The organism is Colwellia sp. NW0002-52-1 (genome assembly GCF_057550865.1).
Map to the genome: position 1 here is coordinate 223,887 of NZ_BAAJLU010000003.1, position 16,821 is coordinate 240,707.

The following is a 16,821-nucleotide window of genomic DNA, read 5'->3' on the forward strand; positions in this document are numbered from 1 at the left end:
ATTTAATACCGTCATAAAAACACTAAAAATAGGAAGAACTGTGGAATTAATCGATTTTGATATTAATGAAAACATTGCAACAATAACGCTTAAAAATGGCAAAGTTAATGCCATCTCACATCAGGTAATTGCTGAAATTAACGACGCTTTAGATCAAGCTGAAGCAGCTAGCGCTGTGGTGATTTTAACCGGGCAGCCAGGGATTTTTTCGGGTGGCTTTGATTTAAAAACCATGAAAGAAAGCTCTGAATCTGCTGTTGCACTTGTAACGGCTGGCTCAACGTTATCGCGCCGTATGTTGTCGTTCCCTATGCCTATTATTGGTGCATGTACAGGCCACGCTATTGCTAAAGGCGCATTTTTATTACTTAGCTGTGATTACCGTATTGGTAGCTTAGGTAAATTTAAAATAGGTTTAAATGAAGTGGCTATTGGCATGACCATGCACCAAGCTGGCATTGAAATAGCACGTAACCGCCTACCTATTAATTACTTAACACGTTCGGTAATTAATGCTGAGTTGTTTTCACCAGAAACGGCCATTGTTGCAGGCTTTTTAGATACTGCTGTTGAGCCTGAGTTGCTATTAGAAACAGCCAAAAATGCAGCAATACAAATGCAAACTTTAAATATGAAAGCGCATCATGGTACTAAGTTAAAAGAGCGTAAAGATATTTTAGCCGCACTTGATGAAGCAATTGCACTTGATGCTAATATGATTTTGTCTTTGTAGTAAGTTTTGCATTTAGCGTAGAGAAAAAAGAGCACTATATGTGCTCTTTTTTTGTCAGAAATTTATATAGTATCTATGTACTATTTATAAAAAACAACTCTTATGCGCTGGTCGATTCTATAAACGCTTGAATAACTTGCGCAAGCTGCTCAGGTTGATCTTCCTGTAAAAAATGCCCAGCAGTTTCTATCGTGATATGTGCTTGCCCTTTCGTACCTGGAATAAGTTTTTGCATTATTTTATCACCGCCTTTGGTGATAGGATCGCTATCACTAAACGCTGTTAAAAAAGGTTTTTGCCATTTAGCTAACATTTGCCACGCCGCTTTATTACTTTTCGATGCGGGATCTGTCGGTCGAGTTGGCACTAATAAAGGAAACTGTCGAGCGCCCTCTTTATATGCTTCGCTTGGATAAGGAGCGTTATAGGCGGCAATAGTACTTTCTGACAATGGCATTACTGCACCGCCATTGATTATAGCGCCAGTGGGGAATTCAGCCACCTCTTGAGAATATTTTTGCCACTGAACAAATGCTTCGCCTGGCGCATGTTCACCTGTAGGTAACATAGTATTGCCTGCAACCACACGTGCAAAACGTTGACCTTCTTCAGCGACTAAACGCAAACCGATTAAACCGCCCCAATCTTGACAAAACAGTGTAATGTCTTTGAGATCTAGCTGCTCTAGCAAACTGCGCATCCAGTCTACATGGCGCTGATAAGTGTAATCAGAACGCTTAGTGGGTTTGTCTGAGCGACCAAAACCTATAAGGTCGGGAGCGATAACACGATAACCTCCGGCAACAAGCAAAGGGATCATCTTGCGATACAGATAACTCCAGGTAGGCTCTCCGTGCATAAGTAATATAGGTGTTGCCGTTTTAGGGCCTTCATCTACATAATGCACTCTGAGTTGACCACCTTCAGTGTCATCAACAGTTAAATAATTAGCTGAAAAATCGTAATCTTCTAGTGCTGAAAAGCAGCTATCATCAGTTCTTAAATATTCCATACATGCCCTTTACTTATTATTGTTATGTTTAACTATGCGTTGCCAACTTGTGGGTTATTTATACTAAAGGTTAGCTAAGCTCCTTAATGGCTCGCCCAATGCCATCTACTGTTAATGGAAACATGCGATCATCAACCAAACGTTTCATTATTGAAATTGAATGATGATATTCCCAATGGCTTTCTGGTTGTGGGTTTAGCCAAGCCACTTTATTAAAGTGATTGGTAATACACTGCATGTATTCAACACCAGGCTTTTTATTCCAATGCTCAACACTACCACCAGGCGCGGTAATTTCATAAGGCCCCATGGTTGCATCGCCAACAAACAGTACTTTGTAATCGCTACCGAAAGTTCGAATAACTTCTGCTAAATCAACAGTATTACTTCTACGTCGCGTGTTATCTTTCCATAAACTCTCGTAAACACAATTATGAAAATAATAAAACTCTAAGTGCTTGAATTCGGTATGCGCTGCAGAAAACAATTCTTCACAGGTATGTATGTAATCATCCATTGAGCCACCGATATCGAAAAACATCAGTACTTTTACGGCATTATGACGCTCAGGCTCCATATGCACATCAAGCATTCCACCATTTTGTGCGGTCGAGCGAATTGTGGTGTTTATATCAAGCTTTTCACTGGCACCGGTACGAGCAAATTTTCGTAACTTTTTGAGCGCAAGTTTAATATTTCTTGTCCCTAGTTCACGGTCTTGGTCGAAGTTTTTAAACTCACGTTTATCCCATACTTTTACTGCACGATTATTGCGATTACCGTCTTGACCTACTCTTATACCTTCAGGGTTATAGCCATAAGAACCAAACGGTGATTTACCACCTGTACCTACCCATTTATTACCGCCAGCATGACGTTTTTCTTGCTCTGCTAGGCGTTCCTTCAAGGTTTTCATTAACGCTTCTAAGCCGCCGAGTGCTTTTAATTTGTCTTTTTCTTCTTGACTCAATTGGCTTTCAAACTCTTTTCTAAGCCATTCATCAGGCACAAGATTATCGAAAATATCGATTTTTTGAACACCGTCAAAGTATTCAGCAAAAGCACTATCATATTTGTCGTAATGAATTTCATCTTTGACCATAACGACTTTCGCTAAATGATAAAAGTCTTCAACGTTGGCAAAAACAACACCCTTTTTTAACACGGTAATTAAATCGAGTAGTTCACGTAAGCTGCAAGGAACTTTGTGCTTTTTTAGGGTTAAAAATAAATCTATAAACACAGTGCTTACCTGTTTCTGCGATTAAGAAAAGCCAGTTTTTCAAGTAGAGATACATCTTGCTCATTTTTAAGCAAGGCACCAAATAGCGGAATAATGTCTGATTTTTTGTTCACCAGTACATCTTGTGCAACATCATCGGCAACCAGTAACTTCAACCAGTCGATTAGTTCTGAGGTAGATGGTTTTTTCTTGATGCCTGGAAGCTCGCGTAGATCGAAAAATACTTCTAGTGTTTGCGCCAATAGATCTTGCTTAACATGCGGATGATGTACAGCAATAATTTGTTCCATTTCTGTTTTACTTGGAAATTTTATATAGTGGAAAAAACAACGACGTAAAAAAGCATCGGGCAATTCTTTTTCGTTATTTGAAGTAATAATAATTATTGGGCGTTGCTTTGCTTTAATAACTTGTTGTGTTTCATAAACATAAAACTCCATTTTATCGAGTTCTTGTAATAAATCGTTCGGAAATTCAATGTCTGCTTTATCAATTTCATCAATCAATAGAATTGGACGTTGCTCTTCTTCAAACGCTTGCCAAAGTTTACCTTTAACAATGTAATTTGATATGTCGTGCACGCGCTCATCACCTAATTGGCTGTCGCGTAAACGTGATACCGCGTCGTATTCATACAAACCTTGTTGCGCTTTGGTGGTTGACTTTATATGCCACTGGTACAATTTACAGTTAAGTGATTTTGCTAATTCTTCTGCAAGTTGTGTTTTACCTGTACCTGGTTCACCTTTGATTAATAAAGGTTTTTCAAGCGCTATTGCCGCATTAACTGCTAAGCGTAGTTCGTCGGATGCGATGTAATTATCTGTAGAGTTAAACATTTTTTTACCTATATAGATGATACTTATAAAATTAAAGCATCATAGAAAGTTAATGAGTTATTTAGGGTTTGTTAGGCCCTGGGAAAAATATATTAGTTACACGCTGATACTCTTTATATTGCGGGCGTTTCTGCACAGAATAAAATTCTGCCGGCACCGCGCCAGTGTAAAAGACTAACGTGGTGTACATCATTCTTGAAGCGAGTAACACACCTACGCCAAGTAATAGCCAAATAATCGTTGATTCTTGCTGGTATAACGCTAGCCATGATGGAATAGCGGCGATTACCAGCCCATTCCAAACCATCCATTCAGCAAAGTAATTCGGATGACGAGAGTATCGCCATAAGCCAACATTACACACGGTGTTTTTTTCACCTAAAGTTTTCATCTTTCTTAAAAAACGTAACTTTTGGCTGTCGGCAATACTTTCCATTACAAACGCGCTTAACCAAACAATTATACCGATAATTTCGAATACTGAAATAGTTGAACTTGGGTTACTAGCAATGATCAAAGCTGGCATTGCAAGAAACGAAGCGTTAGCGAAACCTTGTAAAACGGCCTCAACTTGCATGGCTAGCGCAGTATTAGTTTTTCCGTCACGTTGCCAACGACGCTTTTGATACTCGTATCGCGGAAATTCGGTTTTTAAATGGCCAATTCGCCATATTTTTAACGCACCTAAGCCCATTCGACTACCGGCAAATATGTAAGCGATGCTCACTATCGCTACACGAACTGAATCTCCATCGCTGTAAAGCCAAGTGATAACACCAATGAGGGTTAACCCCCATGGCCAGCCAATGTCGACATAAGACATTCGTCCGGTTCGCCAGGTTGGCCAGCAAACGACTAAAGCAAAGAGTAACAGCTGCAATAAGCCATTGATTAAACTAATAACACCAAAGCTAGCTGAAAATAATAATAAAGCCCAGCCAGCAATGAATAAAAACAAGGGCGAAAAGTACTTCATTTAAGGACCTACCTTATTTCTGCATGAAATTTGTTTTAATTATTATTTTCAATCACATGAAGTGAAACAGGCGTACCATTTAGCGCTGCGTTACCTGTTAACGTATCAACACGGTTGGTATCCGTTAAATCGTTAATACTTACCCCAGGTTGAGTGGCAGCAACCGACATTTTGGTGCCTTTTTGATTATGCCCCCACCCTTGTGGCATGCTGACAACACCTTTTTGAATATCATCAGTAACCACGGCGGTGATCTCTATTGAACCTGACACCGAACTGACCTTAAGTAATGCGCCATTAGTAACACCAAGCTGTTGAGCATCTACAGGATGCACTTCTAAGGTACAAGGATTTTTGCCTTTAACTAAACGGGCTGAATTTTGTGTCCAAGTATTATGGCTTTTAACTAAACGACGGCCGATAAGATCAAACGGATAGTCATTGTCTCGAGCAGGTTTTGCCATAACAGCGTCAAGACGAGGTAAATCATCGCTATAGAGTTTTGGTACCAAAGCAATTTTACCATCAGCGGTTTTTATGCGTTCATCAAGGCATGGCATTAATGGCCCAATGTCTATGCCATGAGGGTTATCCAGCATCTTTTGTAAACTTAAGCCCTGTTCACCGTATGGCCCTTTTTTAAGTTCCATATCTAAAATAACTTCAGGTGCAATGTTTTGTAAATGTGTGGGAATTGGCGTGTCACTCATGCGAGCTGAAATGGTTTGTAAAATTTCGGCGTCACTGCGTTGTTCAGCAGTTTTCTCAAATAAAGGAGGTGAATATTTTACCGTATTACGTACTGAAAATGAGTTAAAGAAAATATCGTATTGTGGGTTTTCTACCCCAGTAGTACCAGGCAGAATAATATTGGCATATTTGGTGGTTTCGTTTAAATAAATATCAACACTTACCATATACTCAAGGCCACTAAATGCTTCAGCCAACTTATGACCACTAGGGCTTGATAGCACCGGATTGCCAGCAACAGTGATTAAGCTTTTTATTTGTCCTTCACCAGGCGTTTGAATTTCTTCAGCCAGAGTGGCTACCGGAAACTCACCATTAAAAAATGGCAGTTTTCTTACCCGTGTATGGTGTTGGCCAAAAGAAGATTTATGGCCGCGTTTATGGTTTCTCAATAAATCAAAAGCAGGCTGTGGAAACATCGCCCCGCCTTCTTGGTCAAAATTTCCCGTTATAATATTCAACGCATTGGTAAGCCATTGACATAAGCCACCAAAGGTTTGCGTTGAAGCGCCCATACGGCTATAACATACTGCTGATTTTGCATTACTAAATGCGTCAGCTAATGCTGATATTTCGTCTGCGGGAATTCCGACAAACTCGGCTACTGCTTTAGGAGAATAAGCTGATACTAGGCTTTCAAGTGTATCTACATCATGCACTTTAGCTTTTAAATGGCCTAAATTTACCGCCTTTTGCTGAAAAACACGATGGATCATCGCCAGCAATAACAATGCATCTTTTTCCGGTCGAATAAATAAATGCTGATCGGCAACTTTAGCGGTATGGGTGCGACGAGGGTCTACTACAACCACTTTACCACCACGCTTTTGTATGGCTTTTAAGCGGCCAATTACATTAGGTGCGGTCATCATACTGCCATTTGACACTACAGGGTTTCCACCAATAATTAACATAAAGTCGGTACGATCGATATCAGGAACAGGAATAAGCATACCGGCACCAAACATAAAATTTGAGGCAACATGATGAGGCATTTGATCAGTTGAAGCCGAACTAAAGCGGTTTATGGTACCTAGCGACTTCATAAACGGCTTTAAAAATAAAGAATTACCTAAATTATGGGCATTAGGATTACCTAAGTATACAGCTAAAGCATGCTTGCCGTGCTCGGTTTGAATGGCTTTAAATTTTTCGGTGATTTCACTAAAAGCATCTTCCCAGCTAATTGCTTGCCAACCATTTTCGGTACGTTTAATTGGTGTTTTTAAACGTTCGCCGTCTTCGTAAAAATCTTGTAGTGCTATGGCTTTAGGGCAATTGTAACCTTTACTAAAAGGGTCTTCTTTATCACCTTTAATGGAAAGTATTTGTTTATCTTGGTATTTAATTTCTAAGCCACACATGGCTTCACAAATATTACAATTTCGATAATGCGTTTTTACTTCGCTCATAAATATTACCTAACTAAATAAATGAAAACCCGATGACTGTATTTTATAAAAAAGCAATTCAATTACGATAAAGTCGCTAATAACTAAACACTGAAATAAAGGCTATCGTTGAACCTAAAATCTGCAAAACGTGTTGCAAAATTTACCAAGATACAAAGATACTTTATGCGTAATTTACCGCCGGAAAGTTTAATCACCGACGGCATTCATAACAGGTTAAAGTTTTACAATTAACTTGCCTTTATTTTGTCCCGTAAAGAACAAGTTCAAGCCTGTCATAGCTGAATCTAAGCCGTTAAGTACATGAGCTCGATGCTTTATTTTACCTTGCATTACATAAGGCGTAAGTTTTTCCAGTAACGCTGGAATGTCACCAAAGTGATCAGGCATAGTAAAACCTTGAATGGTTAAACGCTTTTTGATGATTGGGATCCAGTTAGGCGCCAAATCAGGTGTTTGTTTAGCATAGTCAGAGATTAAACCACAAACGGCGACACGACCATGAGCATTCATACGATCAAATACATGATGCTGAATAGGTCCGCCAGTATTTTCAAAATATACGTCAATACCTTTTGGTGTTAACGCGGCTAATTGTTCTGCTAAGTTGTCAGATTTATAATTAACTGCACCGTCAAAACCAAGCTCATCAACTATCCATTGTGCTTTTTCTTCGCTACCCACAACACCAATAACGGTTAAACCATCTGCTTTGGCTAATTGACCAACAATTGAACCTACTGAGCCCGCAGCACCTGAAACAACAAGCGTTTCGCCCTTTTGTGGTTTACCTATACTGTACAGCCCTTGCGTTGCAGTTAGTCCAGGTAGTGCAAACACAGATAAAATAGCTTCGTCAGGCAAAGGTGCAGCAACTTTATTTAGTCCTGTACCGTCACTAAGATGATATTGAGTCCAGCCCATCATACCCATAACGCGATCACCAACTTGAAAGCCTGGGTGATTACTTTCTACAACTTCACCAATGCCAGAGCTGCGCATAACATCGCCTAAGGCTACAGGTGGAATATAACTTTCAGTGTCAGGGCTCATCCAGCCAAACATTGCAGGGTCGAGTGACATGTGATTTTGTTTAACCAAAAATTGTCCTTCGCCAACATGCGGTAATTCTTTTTCTACTACTTCAAATAGATCAGGACCAATAGGACCGCCGCTAGGACGGGCGATTAAGTTAATTGCGGTATAAGTTGTCATTATATTTCTCTTTGATATTCCAGTTTCTTCTTAGCCTAAGTAAGCGCTAAGAAGATGGCTTTAAGGTTGTAAGTTATCGTTAACTTAACATTATCTTAACGATAATCTATTGCGCTACTTTCTAAGCTCTTTGCGCAATACTTTACCCACATTGGTTTTAGGTAACTCAACCATAAACTCAACAAACTTAGGTCGTTTATAGTTTGTTAGCATTTCGTTGCAGTGATCAAATACATCTTGTTCAGTTAAGTTAGGATCCTTTTTCACGATAAATACTTTAACAGCTTCGCCAGTTGCATCGTTTTTAACGCCAATAGCCGCGGCCTCAAGTATACCGGCATGCATAACAAGCACTTCTTCGATTTCATTTGGGAAAACGTTAAATCCCGAAACGATTATCATGTCTTTTTTACGATCGACAATTCTAAAGAACCCTTCCTCGTCAACCGTAGCAATATCACCTGTAGCTAACCAACCGTCTTTTAACACTTCATCAGTGGCATCTTGGCGATTGTAGTAGCCTTTCATGACTTGTGGCCCTTTTACCCACATTTCGCCTGGTTGCCCTATAGCGACTTCTTCACCGTCATCACCAATTAAACGAACATCAGTAGATGGAGCAGGCACACCAATTGACCCATTGTAACTTTCTTGGGTATACGGGCTCATGGTAACTAATGGAGAACATTCCGTTAAGCCGTAACCTTCGAGTAAACGTGTACCGGTAACTTTCTCCCAAAGTTCAGCAACAGGACGTTGCACGGCCATGCCACCACCAAAACCAAGTTTTAAGGTACTAAAATCGAGTTTATCAAAGCCAGGTGTATGTAATAAACCATTGAATAAGGTATTTACACCGGTAATAGCGGTAAAAGGATATTTACCTAATTCTTTAACAAAACCAGGCATATCTCTTGGATTGGTGATCAATAAATTAGCGCCACCAAAAGGAATAAAACAAAGGCAGTTCGAGGTAAGTGCAAAAATATGATAAAGCGGCAATGCGGTAACCATCATTTCATTACCCACTTCGTAAACATTTTTTGTTGAGGCGTTTGATTGCTCAACATTAGCAATTAAATTTCGGTGCGTTAACATTGCCCCTTTAGAAGGTCCTGTAGTACCACCGGTATACTGTAAAAAAGCTAAATCTTCGCCAACAACATTAACAGGTGTAAAGTTTAATGCTGCGCCTTTAGCCATAGCTTGATTAAATTTAATCGCGCCAGGTAAATGGTAAGAAGGGACTTGTTTTTTTACATATTTAATGACGCTATTAACGATAGCACCTTTAACGGTACTTAAGCGGTCGCCAACACGTGTAATAATAACTTGCTGTACATCTGTTTTAGCTATAACGGTTTCAAGTACATTCGCGAAATTTTCTAAGATCAAAATAGATTTTGCACCTGAATCTTTTAATTGATGCTGCAATTCTCGCGGAGTGTACAAAGGGTTAACATTAACAACGGTTAACCCTGAAATTAATGCACCAAATAATGCAATTGGATATTGCAAAAGATTTGGGATCATAATGGCAAACTTATCGCCTTTTACTAAGCCCAAGTCTTTTTGTAAATAGGCAGCAAAAGCCGTAGCTTGCTCTAATAACTCTTGGTAAGTAATACTTGAACCCATGTTGATGAATGCAGTGTTACTACTATATTGTTTCGTATATTTAAAAAACAAATCTGCTATTGAACTATATTTATCTGGGTTTATTTCAAACTCAACACCCGACGGGTAACTCTTTTCAAGCCAAATTTTATCCATTTATTTATCCCCCAACTACTTGTTATTACGACAATGTTATTATTTTTCTGCCGCTCTATATTGCGCTAATCATTACAGTACTTCAAATAATCCTGCAGCACCTTGTCCACCACCAATACACATACTGATGACAACATATTTAACACCACGGCGTTTTCCTTCAATTAAGGCATGCATAACCATTCGCGTACCGCTCATACCATAAGGATGACCAATAGATATTGCCCCGCCATTAACGTTAAGGCGATCTTCAGGAATACCAAGTTTTTCTGCACAGTATAAAACTTGTACTGCAAAGGCTTCGTTTATTTCCCATAAACCAATATCGTCCATGGTGAGGTTATTACGCTCAAGCAACTTTGGAATGGCGAAGATTGGCCCGATGCCCATTTCATCAGGTTCACAACCTGCAACAACCATACCTCGGTATGCACCTAAAGGTTTAAGGCCACGTTCTTTGGCAAGTTCACCTTCCATCATGACCACTGCTGCTGCGCCATCAGACAACTGCGAAGCGTTACCGCCAGTAATTGAACCGTTATCTTTTACGGCTTTAAGTGCAGATAAGCCCTCGAGGTTTGTTGAAGGACGGTTACCTTCGTCTTTCGTTAAAGTAACGTCTTCTTTACTTATATCACCAGTAGCTTTATCCATAACCAGTTTCGTTGCGGTTACTGGTACAATTTCGTCATCAAACTTATTTGCTGCTTGCGCTGCTGCTGTGCGTTGTTGAGATTTTAGTGCATAGGCGTCTTGTTCTGCTCTTGAAATGTTATAGCGGTTTGCGACAACTTCAGCGGTATCAAGCATTGGCATGTAAATCGCTGGACGATATGCTTTTACACTTGGGTCAACAGCACGGTACATGTTCATTTTATCGTTTTGCACTAAACTGATTGAATCACAACCACCGGCTACCATTACTTGTGCGCCATCACAAACAATGTGGTTTGCTGCTGTAGCGATTGACATTAAACCAGAAGAACATTGTCGGTCGATTGTCATACCAGCAACTGATACGGGTAACTGTGCTGCCATGGCAACTTGACGTCCAAAGTTCATCCCTTGATTGCCTTGTGTTAAGGCAGCGCCGAAAATACAATCTTCAATTTCATTGGCGTCTATCCCTGCGCGTTCAACAGCGGCTTTTACTGCAACTGCCGCCAAAGTTGGTGCCGATAAATCATTAAATGCCCCACGATATGCTTTACCAATTGGTGTTCGAGCGACGGATACAATTACTGCTTCTCTCATGATGATTTCCTATTGATTTTTTATTGATTTTTTATTGATTTTTTATAATCTATTGATAAATATTCAGTTTAACAAAAAACAATTCAGTAACGCGTAACTACTTTTGTTGTGATTTCATAAACGCCATTGCCTTTAAAACAAACTTTTCACCTTGTTTTGCACCTGAAGGTAATTCTGCGTGCTGTGAGATATCTGTTAGCGCTTCCCAGTGCTCTCGAACAGCTTCAGGGCTTTGCTGATGTTGTGGAATAAAGCACCCTTCTGTTTCAAAAATACTCGCGCTAGAATAACCACCGGCACCGGCACATAAAATAAAACGATTGGGGGCATCGTCATCACATAGTGTTAACATACCAGCAGTAACAGCCTCTGGTGCAAATGCGCGAACAATCTCTGGTGGCATTAAATCTTCGGTCATTCGTGTACCGGCAGTGGGTGCGAGAGCGTTAATACGAATGTTATTTTTTGCGCCTTCGAGTACTAACGTATTCATCAAACCTAATACGGCCATTTTGGCTGCACCGTAATTCGATTGACCAAAGTTTCCGTACATACCACTCGACGAGGTAGTCATGACAATACGACCATAATTTTGCTCACGCATAATTTCCCATACAGCTTTCGTACAGTTTACAGAGCCCATAACATGCACATCCATGACTAATTTAAAGTCATCGAGGGTCATTTTTGAGAACGATTTATCGCGCAAAATACCAGCATTATTGATAAGGATATCAACACGACCCCACTTTTCCATGGCTTGGTTTACCATGTCTTGTACTTCATCAAAGTTGGCGACATTAGCACCATGGCTGATTGCTTCACCACCGTTTTCTTCAATTAAACGTACCACTTCTTGAGAAGCTTCTGACGAAGCGCCACTACCATCACGAGCACCGCCTAAATCATTAACAACAACTTTTGCACCACGTGCAGCAAGCGCTAATGCGTGAGAGCGCCCTAATCCATTTCCAGCGCCAGTAACAATGGCAACTTTACCTTCAAAACTGATTGACATAATACTTCCTTAAAATGTTCTTTTTCTAATCGAAACTATCAAATGAAATCTAATTAATGAAAACTAGCTAACTAAAATTATTTAACCATTTGTACTGATACCCACTCGGCAACAAGCGCTGGTGTATCACAACCTTCTATTTCCACGGTAACTTCAGTACATAAACGATACTGACCCGGCTTTTTCTCTTCGATAACCAGTGTTTTTGCGTGTGCTCTAACGCGGCTATTAACTTTAACCGGTTGTAAAAATCTAACTTTATCGAAGCCAGCATTTAAGCCCATATAAAAGCCTTCGATAATAACGCTGAAGTCTTCAGCAAAATGCGACAACATAGACAACGACAAAAATCCGTGTGCGATGGTCGAACCAAACGGTGTAGCTTTAGCCTTTTCTTCATCAACATGAATAAATTGATGATCGAGCGTACAATCTGCAAATTGATTAATTTGTGATTGAGTGATCTCGTGCCAAGGGGTTGGCTCGGCTTGAAAGCCTATGTAATCGGCTATTTGGTCTTTTTTTATTATTGTTGGCATAGTAAATCCCTATTTAGCTAAAATTGTTTTTAAATCAGTTAATAAAATCTAATTATGTTAATTAATACTCTTAAATCCTTAAAGCTTGATACTTTCAAGAGCTAAAGCCTTAAAGAACATTAGAGTGCGTCATGATCCTTTAGAACCAAGCGACTTTCATGTCATAGGTTGTGCTATCACTTTTTCTTAGAATACTCGACCACAGCGCTATTTCTGGTAGTTCAAAACGATAGAAATATTGTAATGCTTGTAGTTTCCCGTGATAAAAGTCTTCGTCAGCTTGGTGTGGCTGCTGGCTTAACGCTTTACTGGCAACTATGCCCTGCTTTAACCATAACCAACCCACAATAACGTGACCAAACAGCTCTAAATATTTAACTGAATTTGCCAGTGCTAAATCGATATGGCTGGTTTGCATAGCGGTTAATACAACTTCTGTGGTTTTCTTCAGGGTTTCAACTGCATCAGCAAGCTGCGCTGAAAATTCCGTTAAATTGCTGTGTTTTTTGGCTTGCTCGATGGTTTTGTAAATTTCATTTAAGGTCGCAGCGTAACCCGCCATTTTATTCATCGGCACTTTTCGGGTCAGTAAATCCAGTGATTGAATACCTGTTGTTCCTTCATGAATAGCGTTTAAGCGATTGTCACGATAAAACAGTTCGACAGGATGTTCATTAATATAGCCGTGTCCACCAAGTACTTGAATGGCGAAATCATTAGCTTTTGTGCCGTACTCTGATGGCCATGTTTTGATGATAGGCGTTAAAAAGTCTAATAACGTATGCGCATACTCGCGTGCTTCTTGGCTTGGAGCCGTTTTTTCGTCATCACTTAATTGTGTGCCATACAAGACAAGTGCGAGTGCACCTTCTGCATATGCTTTTTGTGCCAGTAACATGCGGCGCACATCAGCATGTTCAATAATATTAACCATAGGAGATAATGGATCTTTACATGAAGGTAAACGCCCTTGTGGTCGGTTTTTTGCGTAGTCAACAGCATATTGATAGCCCGCAACCGCCAAGGTCGCCCCACTTGTACCTACCATAATGCGTGCTTCATTCATCATATGAAACATGTACTTAAGGCCTTGGTTTTCTTCACCCACTAAGTAACCTATGGCACCGTCTTTTTCACCAAAACTTAACGCCGTTGATGTTTGTGCACGGCCACCCATTTTATGAAATAACCCCGCGAGTGCTACTTCATTATCAGCGCCTAACGTACCGTCATCGTTGACTAAAATTTTAGGTACCACAAACAGTGATATACCTTTGACACCTTTAGGTGCACCTTGAACGCGCGCCAAAACTAAATGAACGATATTTTCACTTAAATTATGATCGCCACCCGATATATAAATTTTATTGCCGCTTATACGGTAAGTTCCATCTTCAGCTTTCACGGCTTTTGTAATTAAATCACCCAAGCCTGAGCCACTACCTGGCTCTGTCATCGCCATAGTTCCCATGAAGCGACCTGAGCGCATTGGCTTTACCCATTTTTCAATCAGGGCTTCACTGCCATGGGCTTCTAGTAAATTAGCATTGGCATTCGTAAGCATGTTATAGCCTAAACCAACACCACCAGCTGCTGTTAAATACGTACTTGCAACACTGGCAACAATAGGAGGCAATTGCATACCATTTAATTCGTAGTCTGCGGTTGCTGAAGAAATGCCTGAGGCTATAACGGCTTCAATAGCGGGTTTAAGCTCAGGAATAAGCGTAACTTTTTTACCATCAAAGGTCGGCTGATGGGTATCGAGTTTTTGACGAATAGGTAAGAAGTGTTTTTCAGCTATCGCCTTAGCAGTATTAATGACTTCATTAAAAGTCTGACGATCATGGTCTTGATAACGGGATCTTTCGATCAATGACTCACTATCAAAAAGCTCATAGAGCATAAATTCAAGATCTCGTTCATTCATTAATGTAGCTGTCATACTTTTCTCTTCTTATCTTTTAACTTATCAGTCATATTAATCAAAGTTGATAACACACCATGATTGATATACTTATTTAAAATCAATATCTTATATAGAAAATTAAAAATATTGATTACTCACTATTCAGTGCTATTGAGCAGAAACGCCGCCATCTATCGCGATACATTGTCCAGTCATATAGGTATTCGCTGGTGATAACATCATGAGCATCATGGCAACAATTTCTTTTGGCTCGCCTAAGCGGTGCATAGGGGCACCACGGCTCATTTTTTGTTGTTGCACTTCGTCAGCAAAGTTAGTCACCATAGGGGTTAAGGTAAAAAACGGGCAAATAGCATTGATACGAATATTGTTACGACCATACTCAACCGCACCGGTTTTAGTTAAACCAATTACAGCGTGCTTTGCCATGGCATAAGCACTGCCTCTAGCTGCTCCATTTAGTCCAGCCATTGAACTCACGTTAAGAATTGCGCCTTCCCCTTGTGTTAACATTTGTTGTATTTGATGGCGCATGCCAAATTGCACACCTTTAACATTAATGGCAAATTGGCTGTCCATAATAGATTCATCAATATCGTGCAGTGGCATAAACTCATGTGCGACACCGGCATTATTAACACCAATATCAACACGACCAAAATTTTTGACTGCGGTGTCAACCATAGCTTTACAGTCATCATTTTTAGATACGTCACTTGCTATGGCAATAACTTCTGCGCCTGTTGCAGAAATAGCTTTTGCAACTGCTTGTACTGCGTCATCTTTAATATCACTAATGACTAACTTAGCACCGCGTTTAGCTAGCTCTTCTGCCAGTAATTTACCAAAACCTTGTGCAGCGCCCGTGATTACCGCTACTTTTCCTGTAAAATCTAATAATGGATCCATTTTATTTCCTTACAGCACATGATGTCTGAACAGTTATTGTTGTTATAGTAACTACCTTTATTTCTCGATAGTTTGGTTACTTATTTCATTAATTAGCTGAAATATTGCTTAAATTTTCATGTTAATCGGCTTCTTCAATAATACTTAAAGCCATTTGTGCTAGTGGCTCTACAAAAGCACCCACTTTATTCGCTTGTTCATTAGAAGCATTGCCTTGTGATGCGCGTTTTGCCACGCCTTGTACAATGGCTGCTAACCTAAAAAAACTAAACGCGAGATAAAAGCTCCAGTTTTCTATTCGATCAATACCCATGCGTTGACAATACGCCGCAACATATTCTTCTTCACTCGGAATACCTATGCTTGCACGGTCAACACCTTTTAGGCCGTCTATGGTGCCCATGCCTTGGGGCATACGTAGTTGCATACATTGATAAGCGAGATCAGAAAACGGATGACCAAGAGTAGATAACTCCCAATCTAAAACCGCGATCACTTTGCTACTGTTATGTTCGAACATAATATTGTCCAAACGAAAGTCGCCATGAACAAGGCAAACACGTCCGTCGTCTTCAGGTAAATGGCTTTCAAGCCATGACATTAATGATTCCATTGCAGGAATTTCTGTTAATTGTGTCGCTCGGTATTGTGAGTGCCATCGTGTAAACTGGCGTTGAAAATAATTACCGGCTTTGCCGTAATCAGCCAAGCCTGTGGTGTTAATATCAACACTATGCAGCGCAACTAGGGCTTTATTCATTTGATCGTATATTTGTGTTCTTTCATTATTTGATGAAACTTCAGCTAACGAGGCACTCCAATAAACAGTGCCATCACAAAACTCCATCAGATAAAACATTGTGCCGATAATACTGGTGTCGCGGCACAGATGATAAACTTGTGCCACAGGTACATCCGTATTTTTCAAAGCATCAAGTACTTGATACTCCCGGTCAACGGCATGCGCAGACTTTAATAATTTACCTGCTGGTTGACTGCGCAATACATAAACACCTGATGCAGCAATTAACTTATACGTTGGGTTTGATTGGCCACCGGGGAATTTTTCCACGGTTATTGGCCCAATAAATCCCTTAACATGTAATGTTAGGTATTGTGCTAATGTTTCCAGATCAAAAGGAACATTAGCTGCTGTTTTAGTTGTTTTATCCATTTCTTCCATTTGTAACTACGCTCTCACTTAATTGTTAAACTAGA

Annotated in this window: 14 protein-coding genes; 1 reads left to right on the plus strand and 13 read right to left on the minus strand. The window is 40.0% G+C overall.

The genetic code is table 11. The features are described 5' to 3' along the window. Positions 1–40 precede the first annotated feature (40 nt). Positions 41–733: a crotonase/enoyl-CoA hydratase family protein gene (locus AC27H3_RS05200; RefSeq protein ID WP_273312434.1), complete on the plus strand. Its 693-nt coding sequence runs from the start codon at positions 41–43 to the stop codon at positions 731–733. Positions 734–833: 100 nt separating this feature from the next. Here the strand turns inward: AC27H3_RS05200 and AC27H3_RS05205 are convergent, their stop codons facing one another. The 13 genes from AC27H3_RS05205 to AC27H3_RS05265 form a co-directional block, all read right to left on the minus strand. Continuing rightward, positions 834–1,745, minus strand: a complete 912-nt coding sequence (locus AC27H3_RS05205; RefSeq protein ID WP_273312458.1) for a haloalkane dehalogenase — start codon at positions 1,743–1,745, stop codon at positions 834–836. A gap of 70 nt (positions 1,746–1,815) precedes the next feature. After that, on the minus strand, positions 1,816–2,988 hold the full coding sequence (locus tag AC27H3_RS05210) for a vWA domain-containing protein (RefSeq protein WP_487104298.1): 1,173 nt from the start codon (positions 2,986–2,988) through the stop codon (positions 1,816–1,818). A gap of 5 nt (positions 2,989–2,993) precedes the next feature. Next, on the minus strand, positions 2,994–3,827 hold the full coding sequence (locus tag AC27H3_RS05215) for an AAA family ATPase (protein ID WP_487104300.1): 834 nt from the start codon (positions 3,825–3,827) through the stop codon (positions 2,994–2,996). Between the two features lie 61 nt (positions 3,828–3,888). Then, entirely contained in the window at positions 3,889–4,803 is a 915-nt protein-coding gene (locus AC27H3_RS05220) for a DUF1295 domain-containing protein (RefSeq protein WP_487104302.1), read from the minus strand. A 35-nt stretch (positions 4,804–4,838) separates the two neighbouring features. Then, positions 4,839–6,965, minus strand: a complete 2,127-nt coding sequence (locus AC27H3_RS05225; protein WP_487104304.1) for a molybdopterin-dependent oxidoreductase — start codon at positions 6,963–6,965, stop codon at positions 4,839–4,841. A gap of 216 nt (positions 6,966–7,181) precedes the next feature. Next, positions 7,182–8,180 (minus strand): NADP-dependent oxidoreductase, encoded by a 999-nt coding sequence (locus AC27H3_RS05230; protein WP_487104306.1) that lies wholly within the window; start codon positions 8,178–8,180, stop codon positions 7,182–7,184. A gap of 114 nt (positions 8,181–8,294) precedes the next feature. After that, positions 8,295–9,953, minus strand: a complete 1,659-nt coding sequence (locus AC27H3_RS05235; RefSeq protein ID WP_487104308.1) for an AMP-binding protein — start codon at positions 9,951–9,953, stop codon at positions 8,295–8,297. A gap of 72 nt (positions 9,954–10,025) precedes the next feature. Further along, a complete protein-coding gene (locus tag AC27H3_RS05240; RefSeq protein ID WP_487104310.1) occupies positions 10,026–11,207 on the minus strand; it encodes an acetyl-CoA C-acyltransferase in 1,182 nt (393 codons plus the stop codon). Between the two features lie 97 nt (positions 11,208–11,304). Then, positions 11,305–12,225, minus strand: a complete 921-nt coding sequence (locus AC27H3_RS05245; protein ID WP_487104312.1) for an SDR family NAD(P)-dependent oxidoreductase — start codon at positions 12,223–12,225, stop codon at positions 11,305–11,307. A gap of 77 nt (positions 12,226–12,302) precedes the next feature. Then, complete coding sequence (locus tag AC27H3_RS05250) at positions 12,303–12,764, minus strand: MaoC family dehydratase (RefSeq protein ID WP_487104314.1); 462 nt, start codon at positions 12,762–12,764, stop codon at positions 12,303–12,305. Between the two features lie 139 nt (positions 12,765–12,903). Continuing rightward, a complete protein-coding gene (locus AC27H3_RS05255; RefSeq protein ID WP_487104316.1) occupies positions 12,904–14,709 on the minus strand; it encodes an acyl-CoA dehydrogenase in 1,806 nt (601 codons plus the stop codon). Between the two features lie 132 nt (positions 14,710–14,841). Beyond that, complete coding sequence (locus tag AC27H3_RS05260; protein ID WP_487104318.1) at positions 14,842–15,603, minus strand: SDR family NAD(P)-dependent oxidoreductase; 762 nt, start codon at positions 15,601–15,603, stop codon at positions 14,842–14,844. Positions 15,604–15,724: 121 nt separating this feature from the next. Further along, entirely contained in the window at positions 15,725–16,777 is a 1,053-nt protein-coding gene (locus AC27H3_RS05265) for a phosphotransferase family protein (RefSeq protein WP_487104320.1), read from the minus strand. Between the last annotated feature and the right edge of the window lie 44 nt (positions 16,778–16,821).